This is a genomic window from Streptomyces sp. NPDC059917 (genome assembly GCF_042730635.1).
GTDB lineage: Bacteria > Actinomycetota > Actinomycetes > Streptomycetales > Streptomycetaceae > Streptomyces.
This window is the reverse complement of the sequence record NZ_JBHWLC010000148.1, coordinates 1-9492: the sequence shown is the minus strand read 5'-3', so window position 1 is coordinate 9492 and position 9492 is coordinate 1. Positions and strand designations below refer to the sequence as shown.

The following is a 9492-nucleotide window of genomic DNA, read 5'->3' as shown; positions in this document are numbered from 1 at the left end:
GTAGGCGGGCGATCCTCCGCCTTGCGAGGCACGGCACCAGACGCCGCGAGCCGCGCCCTTCGGGCGCCCGGCGCTACTTTCGAAACACGCCCTAGGGGGCACCCCGGAGGGCCGCTTCAGCCGCGGTCCCCGGGGCCGGCGGTCGGGTCCACCGGGGACCAGCGCAGGGACCGCCCGGTCCGGCTCCGCCGGTAGGCGCGGCCCAGGTGGTGCTGGAGACGGACGTGGCGGAACTGGTAGACGGCGCCCGCCTGGCGCAGGACCCCGCGCCGGTACGCGTCGTCCAGGAACGCGGCCGTGTCCCAGGGCAGCTTGCCGGCCATCGGCAGCCACAGCCTGGCCCGGATCACCCAGTGCCCCCACGCGGTGAAGGACAGGGCGTACGACAGCCCGCCTCCGAGGCCGACGACGGCGCCGATGCCGAGCCCGTCGCCCGTCCCCCACCGCAGGTCCTCGAACGCATGGCCCAGCAGGGACACGATCAGCCCGCCGCCGAAGGCCACCGAGAGCGCGAGCAGCGGCACCAGCACCAGGAACTGTCGCCGGACGATCGCGCGGTTGGCGGCGAGGAGACCCAGCGGGTTCGCTGCGGCGGACACGTCCAGGGGTGCTTCGAGCGCCGCCAGCAGGCCGAAGACCAGACCGGCCCCCACCCCGAAGATCAACCCGAAGCCGAGCATGTTCGTGGCCACCCACTCCAGGACCTGGCGGTTCAGCATCAGCCCGTAGGTGAGCTCCGCCTGCACCATCAGGGCGCAGGCGCATCCCAGCCCCATCACGAACCCGCCCGCCAGCACGGCGCCGAAGCGCGCCGCGAAGATCCGCACCGCCCCGCGCGGCGCCCCCGCCCCCCGTCCCGGAACGACCGGTCGCCCGCCGCCCCGCAGGCGCAGCCGCAACCGTACGTAGGCGGGCTCGAAGGTGCCGCCGCCCCTGGCGTTCATGACCGCGTACACGGAGCCGAAGGCGAGCCCGGCGGCAGGACCCATCAGGGCGCCCTGCAAGGCGGTCTCCCACGCCGACGACCGGCCGATCAGGAAACCGATCAGCCAGGCGCTGAGCGTGGTGCACACGGTGGCCGTGAGCACCACGCTCAGCACGCGCTGGCGGCTCGGCAGGAAGTCGCCGATCTCCCACCAGGCGAGGTCCTGCCGCTCCCGGTCGGGATGGGCCAGGTGGTGGGCGAGGTAGCCGAGCCACTGCTCGGCACGCTCCGGGTCCCAGCCGCGATCGCGGGGGCGGGAGCGGTAGACGGCGGGGACGAACCCCGCGAGCAGGTGCTCCTCGACGGAACTCTCGTCGGGGAACGTCCGCGGGTCCAACAGCTCGGCCGGGTCGACCCCGGGCCGATCGCCATCGCTGTACAGGGTCCGGGCCAGGGTGGTCATCAAGGGGGTGCGCAGGGCCCCGGCCAGGGCCGACGCGCCGGACCCGTCGCCGCCGCCGGACCCGGAGCCGGACCCGGCCCCCTCTCGTAATCGCTCCACCACCCCGTCCCACATGCCCCCGCCCCCGTCGCCCGTACCGCCCCCGCCGGGGCGCCGCCGGGCGGTCCGCGGCAGGTACGAGGCGACGTCCTCGGTCGTCAGGTCGGCGAGCTCGATGACGGCCGCCCACACCAGCGGCCTACCGGCCGAACCGACCGCCTCGGCGAACTCCTCGCGCCGACTGGTGAGCACGAGCGGCGCCGAGAACTCGTTCAGCCCCTCCAGGGCCGGCCCCCGCAGCCCCTCCGCGATCTCGTCGAACCCGTCCAGCACCGGCAGGACGAGATCGGCCTCGACCAGGGCGTCGGCCATCGAGCGGCCCGCCACGCGGTCCGCGAGCTGCGGGTGGTCCCGTACGAGCCGCTCCGTCACCCACGCGCGCAAGGTCGAGGCCGTGGGGTCCCAGGAGCCGATGCCGAAGATCACGGGTACGCGCTCCAGCTCGGCGCGGGACTCCAGGAAGTCCTGGACGAACCGGATGGTGAGGACCGACTTGCCCGAGCCCGCCCTGCCGAGGATCACCAGGCGCCCCGAGCGCCTGCGCCGGTAGAACGCGGCGACGGTCGGTAGGTCACCGCTCAGGTCGGCGGGCAGGGGTGCCGCGGCCCCGGGCGGCAGCCGTTCGATGTTGGCCTCGTGATCGCTGAGCGCGGGGTCGGTGCGCCGCCACCGCACCGGCAGCGGAAAGGGGTCGTGGACCCGGCGCTGCTCCTCCTCGACCCGCCAGCGGCGCCGGACCTCCACCGCCAGGTCATGGGCGGCGCGGCGGACCTCGTCCCGGACCGGCATCCCGGAGCGCGGCGCCGGTGCCGGTGGTACCTCGGCCGACGCCGACGCCGACGCCGACGGGGCCTCGCGTCCGCTCGCCAACAGCTCGGCGAGCCGCCTGCGGTCCTGCGGCCCCGCCCCGAGCGCGTCCTGCAGCTTCGCCAGCGAGAGCAGCGTCGGGTTCTGGGCCTTGCCGCCCTCCAACCTCCGGATGGTGCTCTCGCTCACCTCGGATGCGTGCGCCAACTGTTCCTGCGTCAGCCCGGACCGCTTGCGCAGGTCCTTCAACAGCACGGCGAGCTCTACGAGTCGGTCGGTCGTCATGCGGCTCCCTCCCCCCCCTCGGGGCCGGAGCGCCGGCCCGGATCGCAGGTGAGCGTAGCGGGCGGCCGCCGTTCATAGATGACCGGTGCCATGACCTGTCCCCCGACCTGCACGGATCGCACCCTCGCAGGGGGAAGAGCAGAGGAGGACAGGGATGAACTACCGCTTCTGGTGCGGCGAGTGCGGGTTCAAGACGGCCTGGGGCACCGAGTCCGTGGCCGGGCGCCGGCACGAGGACCACTACACCGCCCGGCACCCCGGTCTGCCCCTGGGCGGTCAGGTGGAGTCCGCCGCGGAGGGACCCGCCGCGGGCGGCGGCCTCGGCTGCGCCGGGATGGCCATCGCGGTCCTGCTGTTGCTCATCATCGCGGCCGCCTGCGTCCGCTGACCGAGAGGGGAGACAACCGTGCCGGGCATCGCCGTACACCGTCTCGACACAGACGACCCGAAACGCCTCGGCGACTACCGCCTGCTGTGGCGGCTCGCCTCGGGCGGCATGGGCCGGATCTACCTGGCGCGACCGAAGGGAGGGAAACGGCTGGTCGCGGTCAAGACCCTGCTCGCGCAGGGTCCGGTGCTCCCGGTCGACCGGGAGCGGTTCGCGCGGGAGGTGGAGTTGGCCCGGCGCGTCGACGGCGCGCACACCGCCCGCGTCCTCGACGCCGATCCCGACGCGCCCCGGCCCTGGATGGCCATCGAGTACGTACCGGCCCCGTCCCTCGCGGACCTCGTGCGCGAGCACGGGCCGCTCGCCGCGTGGGCGGTGCCCTCCGTGGCCGTGGGCGTGGCGCAGGCCCTGTTGTCCCTGCACGACGCCGGGATCGTCCACCGGGACGTCAAGCCGCAGAACATCCTGCTGCCGCTGACCGGCCCGCTCGTCATCGACTTCGGCATCTCGCACGCCGTGGACCGCACCCGCACCTCGCTCACCCTGGGCACCGTGGCCTTCACCTCGCCGGAGCAGGCGCGGGGCGAGGCGTCGACCGCCGCGTCGGACGTCTTCTCCCTGGGGGCGACCCTCTTCCACCTCGCCGTCGGGCGCCCGCCGTACCGGGAGGGGCTGGAGTCGGAGATGGTCCTGCTGGCCCACGTACAGGGCGGGAAGCTGGACCTGTCGGGGCTGCCCGTCCCGCTGGCACCACTGATCGAGCCGTGCCTGGATCCCGACCCGCGTCGGCGTCCCGACCCCGCCACCGTCCTGGCCACCGCCGTGGCCGCGGTGCGGCGCGGGCGGCTCTGGCTGCCGGTGGAGTGGACGGCGACGATCACCGCGTACGAGGCCCACGGCCGGGCCCTCGACCTTGCGCGCGGCCGGACCGGCTCCGCGTCGGGAACGCGCACCGCCGAGCACGCGCCGCCACCGGCCCCGCAGCCCACCGACCCGGGCGAGGCGGCCGCCCGCAAGGAACGGGAACGCCTGGCCGCGGCGGCCCGCCGGCGCCGGGCGGCGGAGGCCCGCAGGCTGGCGGAGCAGCGGGGTGGCGGGGACGTCGTGCGTCCCGGCGGTGGGCTGTCCGACGCGCGGATCGGGTGGGGGATGCTGGCCGCCTTGATCATCGGCCTCGTCCTGATGGGCGTGCAGGTGGCCACCGACCGGATGGCCGCCGAAGGGCACGCCGGACCGACCGCGCCCACCTCCGGCCAGCGCCCGACGCGCGCTCCCGTGGTCGACGACCCCGCACCGCCGTCGCCCACTCCCACCCGCGTGCCCACGCCCACGCCCACGCCGACCCCCACCCCCACTCCGACCCCCACGCCCACCCCCACTCCGACCCCCACGCCCACCCCCTCCGAGACCCGGGACTTCGTGGAAGAGGCCTACCGGGCCGTCCGCGCGGGCACCTGCCTGCCCTGGTACGACACCGGTTATCCGAACAAGTGGAACGTGAAGGACCCGCCCGGCCCCGTCGGGTGCGACACGGAGCGGGCGATGGTGCGGGTCGTCTCGGCGGGGTCGGGGACCTGTCCCAGCGGCCACGGATGGACGAGCTGGAGCTACAAGAGCATCAACCTGTGCCTGACGCGCGTCTTCCACGTCAACTACTGCGTCCTCGCGGCCAAGGGCAAGACGGACGACCGCCTCACCCTGGGCACTTTCACCGCCGTGGACTGCGCGGCCACCCGCGTACCGCTCGCCTACGACCACGTCATGGTCGTCACCGGCTGGTACCGCGCACCGGCCGCCCCGACCGTCGCGAACTGCCGCCGCAGCACGACCGACACCACCCACTACTGGATGTGGACATTGCTCGACGACGCGGTGATGGTGTGCGCGACCTACGCACGCACCGGCTGACGCCGCCCCGTCTGCCACATGAGACGGACCGGGGCCGGCCCGCCCGCCGGGGGATAATCGCCGGTGTGAGCGACGAACGAGACGACGAACGAGTCACCGGCCACGAAGCCGGAAGCCCCCCGGCCGCCGCCGAAGGCCCCCAGCCGCAGGCGATCCGCTTCTTCGGCACCACCTGGGTCGAGCACGACGGCGGGTACGGCCTGCGCCGGGCCGGTATGGCCGTGGCCTCGCTGGTGGCCGCCGTCATCGCCGCCTACCTGCTGCGCTTCGCGTACGAGGGCCTGGAGATCGGCAACGTCGGTCCCTTCCTCAGCATCTCCGTCGTCGTCCTCTTCGCGATCGCGAGCTCCATCGCCTTCGCGAAGGCGTGGGAGTCCTTCACCCGCCGCCCGGCGCCGTCCTCGGACGAGGCCTCGCTCAAGGGCCTCAAGGCCATCGGTTTCATCGGCGGTCTGATCGCGTACTTCCTGCGCTGCCTGATCGAGGCGCCCGGCGAGGGGCTGGCCCGCGCCGAGTACGAGCGCGCCCGCACCGAACACGCCCGCCGCCGGGGCGCCCGCACCGGGAACCCCGCGGCCCGCCGTCCCAAGCGCAAGAAGAAGTAGCCGGGAATGAGCGGCACGTCCCCGCGACCCGAAGGCCCTCCCGCGGACCCGCAGCAGGCCCAGCAGCAGGACCCGCCCCCGCCCCCGCCGCCCCCGGGCCCCCCGTACTGGCCGCCGCCGCCCCGGCACCCCCAGCACGAGCAGCAGCACCCGCATCCGCAGTACGCCCAGTACCAGCAGTACCCCCCGAACTGGGCGTACCCGCCCTCGCCCCTGCCGCCCACCGGTCCGCTCACGGCCCCCGCCGGCTCGTCCTACGCCGCCCTGGCCCGCAACGGCGGGCAGCGCATCCGGCGCGAGCTGGGCGGCACCGCCCTGCTCGGCGCCGCCGGTGTGGTCTGCATGATCGGGCTGTTCATAGCGGCCATGCTGCTCGCCCACGTCCTCGGCATCGCCGCCGCCGACCCGGACGGCGAGGCGGTCTTCGCCGACCCGGCCGCCGAGGTGGCGCTCGGCCTCGTCAGCCTCGGCCTCGCGATACCCGCGGTCCTGCTCGTGGTCCGCTGGATCCAGCGCCGTCCCGCCGGCACGATCTCCTCGGTCACCGGCCGACTGCGGCTCGGCTGGCTGGCCCTCTGCTCCGGCCTCGCCCTGCCCGTGCTGGGCACCCAGATCGGCCTGCTCGTGTGGTTGCTGCCGGGAGAGGGGCCCGACGGTACGGCGGCCGAGCTGTTCGCCCCGCCCGCGATGGCGACGCTGCTGCTCTCCCTGGCCGTGGTGTGGCTGCTGGTCCCCTTCCAGGCGGCCGCGGAGGAGTACCTCTTCCGGGGCTGGATCCAGCAGGCCTTCGGCGCGCACCTGCGCACCCCGTGGGTGGGCATCGCCGTCGGCTCGGTCCTCTTCGCCCTGGCCCACGGCTTCGGCCAGTGGTCGGGCTTCGCACTGCTCCTCTACTCCGCCGCCTGGTACGCCTGGCTCACCCTGCGCACCGGCGGCCTGGAGGCCGCCATCGCGCACCACATGGTGAACAACCTGCTGGCCTTCACGCTCTCCGCCCTGGCCAACGACCTGGCCAACGACGAGACGGCCGCCGACGCCCCCTGGCAGGCACTGGTCCTGGAACTCGTCGCGACCCCCCTCTACTGCCTGCTCGTCGTCAAACTGGCCGAGCGCCGCAAGATCCGCACCGTCTCCTCCTGACCGCACCGTCCCCTGACCGCACCGTCTCCTCCTCCTGACCGCACCGTCCGGGTGGTTGACGACCGGCACCCCCAGGAGCATTATTCATCACATGATGAATAACCGGGCCGACGGAGTCGCGGCCACCACTCCCGCCGTGCACGCCCGCGGCCTGACCGTCCGCCGCGGCACCGGCCGCAGCCCCCGCACGGTCCTCCACGGCATCGACTTCACCGTCCCCCGCGGCCGCATCACCGGCCTCCTCGGCCCCTCCGGCTGCGGGAAGTCCACCCTCATGCGCGCCGTGGTCGGCACCCAGGCCCAGGTCACCGGCACCCTCGACGTCCTCGGCCGCCCCGCCGGACATCCCGCACTGCGCTCGCGCATCGGCTACGTCACCCAGGCGCCCTCCGTCTACGACGACCTCAGCGTCCGGCAGAACCTCGACTACTTCGCCGCCGTCCTCGACCCCGGCCGGGCCGCGTCCGCCCGCCGCCGCGCGGACGTCGACCGCGTGATCGCCGACGTGGACCTGACCTCCCGCGCCGACGCCCTCGCCGGCAACCTCTCCGGCGGCCAGCGCAGCCGCGTCTCCCTGGCCGTCGCCCTGCTCGGCACCCCCGAGCTGCTCGTCCTCGACGAACCCACCGTCGGCCTCGACCCCGTCCTGCGCCGCGACCTGTGGAACCTCTTCCACACCCTCGCCGACAGCCGCGGCGCCACGATCCTCGTCTCCTCGCACGTCATGGACGAGGCCGAGCGCTGCCACGACCTGCTCCTCATGCGCGAGGGCCGGATCCTGGCCGAGGACACCCCGGACGCGCTGCGCGCCCGTACCGGCTCCGAGACCGTCGAAGAGGGATTCCTGCACCTCGTGGACGAGGCCAACGCCGAGGCCCGAGCCCGGGGCGCCGCCCCGGCCACCGCCGTAGGGGAGAACGAGACCCGATGAACGCCGCCCGCACCACCGCCACCGCCCTGCGCGTCCTGCGCCAGCTCCGCCACGACCCGCGCTCCATCGCCCTGATGCTGCTCGTGCCGGTCCTGATGCTGACCCTGCTGCGCTACGTCTTCGACGGGAACCCGCGCACCTTCGACAGCATCGGCGCCAGCCTCCTCGGCATCTTCCCGCTGATCACGATGTTCCTGGTGACCTCCATCGCGACCCTGCGCGAGCGCACCTCCGGCACCCTCGAACGCCTCCTCGCGATGCCCCTGGGCAAGGGCGACCTGATCGGCGGCTACGCCCTCGCCTTCGGCGCCGTGGCCGTCGTCCAGTCGCTGCTCGCCACCGGCCTCGCCCTCTGGGCCCTCGGCCTCGACATCGTCGGCTCGCCCTGGCTGCTCCTCCTGGTCGCGCTGCTCGACGCGCTCCTCGGCACCGCGCTCGGCCTCTTCGTCTCCGCCTTCGCGGCCTCCGAGTTCCAGGCCGTCCAGTTCATGCCGGCCGTGATCTTCCCGCAGCTGCTCCTGTGCGGACTCTTCGCGCCCCGCAACACCATGCAGCCGGTCCTCGAAGCGGTGTCCGACGTCCTGCCCATGTCCTACGCCGTCGACGGCATGACCCAGGTCCTCACCCACACCGACATGACCACCGACTTCGTCCGCGACGCGATCGTCGTGGCCGCCTGCGCCCTGCTGGTCCTCGCCCTCGGCGCCGCCACCCTGCGCCGACGCACCACCTGACCCCCTCGGCCCTGGTGCAAAGATGAGGCCATGACCCAGACTGTCGCCGTTCTCGGCACCGGCAAGATCGGTGAGGCCCTGCTCAGCGGGATGATCCGAGGCGGCTGGCCCGCCTCGAAGCTCCTCGTCACGGCCCGCCGTCCCGAACGAGCCGAGGAGCTCCGCACCCGCTACGGCGTCGAAGCCGTCACCAACGCAGAGGCCGCCAAGCGCGCCGACACCCTGATCCTCACGGTCAAGCCGCAGGACATGGGAAAGCTGCTCGAGGAACTGGCCCCGCACGTGCCGGCGGACCGCCTGGTCATCAGCGGCGCCGCGGGCATCCCGACCTCCTTCTTCGAGGACCGGCTCGCCGCGGGCACCCCCGTGGTCCGCGTCATGACGAACACCCCGGCCCTCGTGGACGAGGCCATGTCCGTCATCTCGGCCGGCAGCCACGCCACGGGCGCCCACCTCGCCCACACCGAGGAGATCTTCGGCGGCGTCGGCAAGACCCTGCGCGTCCCCGAATCCCAGCAGGACGCGGCCACGGCCCTGTCCGGCTCCGGCCCCGCGTACTTCTACTTCCTCGTCGAAGCCATGACGGACGCGGGCATCCTCCTCGGCCTCCCGCGCGCCCAGGCCCACGACCTGATCGTGCAGGCCGCCGTCGGCGCCGCCGTCATGCTCCGCGACAGCGGCGAACACCCGGTCAAGCTCCGCGAGGCCGTCACCTCCCCCGCCGGTACGACGATCAACGCGATCGTGGAACTGGAGAAGCACGGCGTACGGGCGGCCCTCATCGCCGCCCTGGAAGCGGCCCGCGACCGCAGCCGCGAACTCGCCACCGGCAACAGCTGACGCCACCCTCCCGCCCCTCCCTCGTCCCCGGACGGGGGAGGGCGCGGCCGGGGTTGACACTGGCGTGCGGGATCCGTAAGGTTCTTCGAGTTGTCCGAAGTGAGCTGCCGACCCCGGTCGGTCCCCGGACAGCCATCCGCCACTACACATTCGAACGAAGCGACGTACGTTGTCGTCTCTTTTTCATGCGTATTTGCGAATGAGGAATCCGTGCCCGAGTGGCACTGCCGCCGATTAGGTCGGGGGCAAGGAATCCGCTAGTGTCACACCTCGTCGGAACGGCCCAACAGCCGGGAAGACAAGCCCAACTGACTGGGAGTCAGGCCCGAAAGGATCTGATAGAGTCGGACTCGCCGGAAAGGGAAAC

Annotated in this window: 8 protein-coding genes; 7 read left to right on the top strand and 1 reads right to left on the bottom strand. The window is 73.5% G+C overall.

Annotation, left to right across the window (positions count from 1 at the left end):
• Positions 1-116: 116 nt before the first annotated feature.
• Positions 117-2579 (bottom strand): helix-turn-helix domain-containing protein, encoded by a 2463-nt coding sequence (locus ACFWAR_RS38520; RefSeq protein ID WP_385788127.1) that lies wholly within the window; start codon positions 2577-2579, stop codon positions 117-119.
• A 154-nt stretch (positions 2580-2733) separates the two neighbouring features.
• Here ACFWAR_RS38520 and ACFWAR_RS38515 point away from each other — a divergent pair, with 154 nt between their 5' ends.
• The 7 genes from ACFWAR_RS38515 to proC all read left to right on the top strand — a co-directional run bounded on the left by ACFWAR_RS38515 (position 2734) and on the right by proC (position 9125).
• On the top strand, positions 2734-2967 hold the full coding sequence (locus tag ACFWAR_RS38515) for a hypothetical protein (protein WP_385788125.1): 234 nt from the start codon (positions 2734-2736) through the stop codon (positions 2965-2967).
• Positions 2968-2985: 18 nt separating this feature from the next.
• Entirely contained in the window at positions 2986-4875 is a 1890-nt protein-coding gene (locus tag ACFWAR_RS38510) for a serine/threonine-protein kinase (RefSeq protein WP_385788123.1), read from the top strand.
• Positions 4876-4940: 65 nt separating this feature from the next.
• The gene (locus tag ACFWAR_RS38505) at positions 4941-5480 is read left to right on the top strand and encodes a hypothetical protein (RefSeq protein WP_385788120.1); all 540 of its coding nucleotides are present in this window, start codon (positions 4941-4943) and stop codon (positions 5478-5480) included.
• Between the two features lie 6 nt (positions 5481-5486).
• A complete protein-coding gene (locus ACFWAR_RS38500) occupies positions 5487-6620 on the top strand; it encodes a CPBP family intramembrane glutamic endopeptidase (RefSeq protein ID WP_385788118.1) in 1134 nt (377 codons plus the stop codon).
• Positions 6621-6711: 91 nt separating this feature from the next.
• Positions 6712-7551 (top strand): ABC transporter ATP-binding protein, encoded by an 840-nt coding sequence (locus ACFWAR_RS38495; RefSeq protein WP_385788116.1) that lies wholly within the window; start codon positions 6712-6714, stop codon positions 7549-7551.
• Positions 7548-8285, top strand: coding sequence for an ABC transporter permease (locus ACFWAR_RS38490; protein ID WP_385788113.1), 738 nt, complete (start codon positions 7548-7550; stop codon positions 8283-8285). Before ACFWAR_RS38495 ends, ACFWAR_RS38490 begins: the two co-directional genes overlap by 4 nt.
• A 30-nt stretch (positions 8286-8315) precedes the next feature.
• Positions 8316-9125, top strand: coding sequence for a pyrroline-5-carboxylate reductase (gene proC / locus ACFWAR_RS38485; protein WP_354384596.1), 810 nt, complete (start codon positions 8316-8318; stop codon positions 9123-9125).
• The last annotated feature ends 367 nt before the right edge of the window (positions 9126-9492 follow it).

Coding starts and splice junctions, on each gene's coding strand:
- ACFWAR_RS38495 (WP_385788116.1), top strand. CDS start 6,712: ATGATGAATAACCGGGCCGACGGAGTCGCGGCCACCACTCCCGCCGTG.
- ACFWAR_RS38490 (WP_385788113.1), top strand. CDS start 7,548: ATGAACGCCGCCCGCACCACCGCCACCGCCCTGCGCGTCCTGCGCCAG.
- ACFWAR_RS38520 (WP_385788127.1), bottom strand. CDS start 2,579: ATGACGACCGACCGACTCGTAGAGCTCGCCGTGCTGTTGAAGGACCTG.
- ACFWAR_RS38500 (WP_385788118.1), top strand. CDS start 5,487: ATGAGCGGCACGTCCCCGCGACCCGAAGGCCCTCCCGCGGACCCGCAG.
- ACFWAR_RS38515 (WP_385788125.1), top strand. CDS start 2,734: ATGAACTACCGCTTCTGGTGCGGCGAGTGCGGGTTCAAGACGGCCTGG.
- proC (WP_354384596.1), top strand. CDS start 8,316: ATGACCCAGACTGTCGCCGTTCTCGGCACCGGCAAGATCGGTGAGGCC.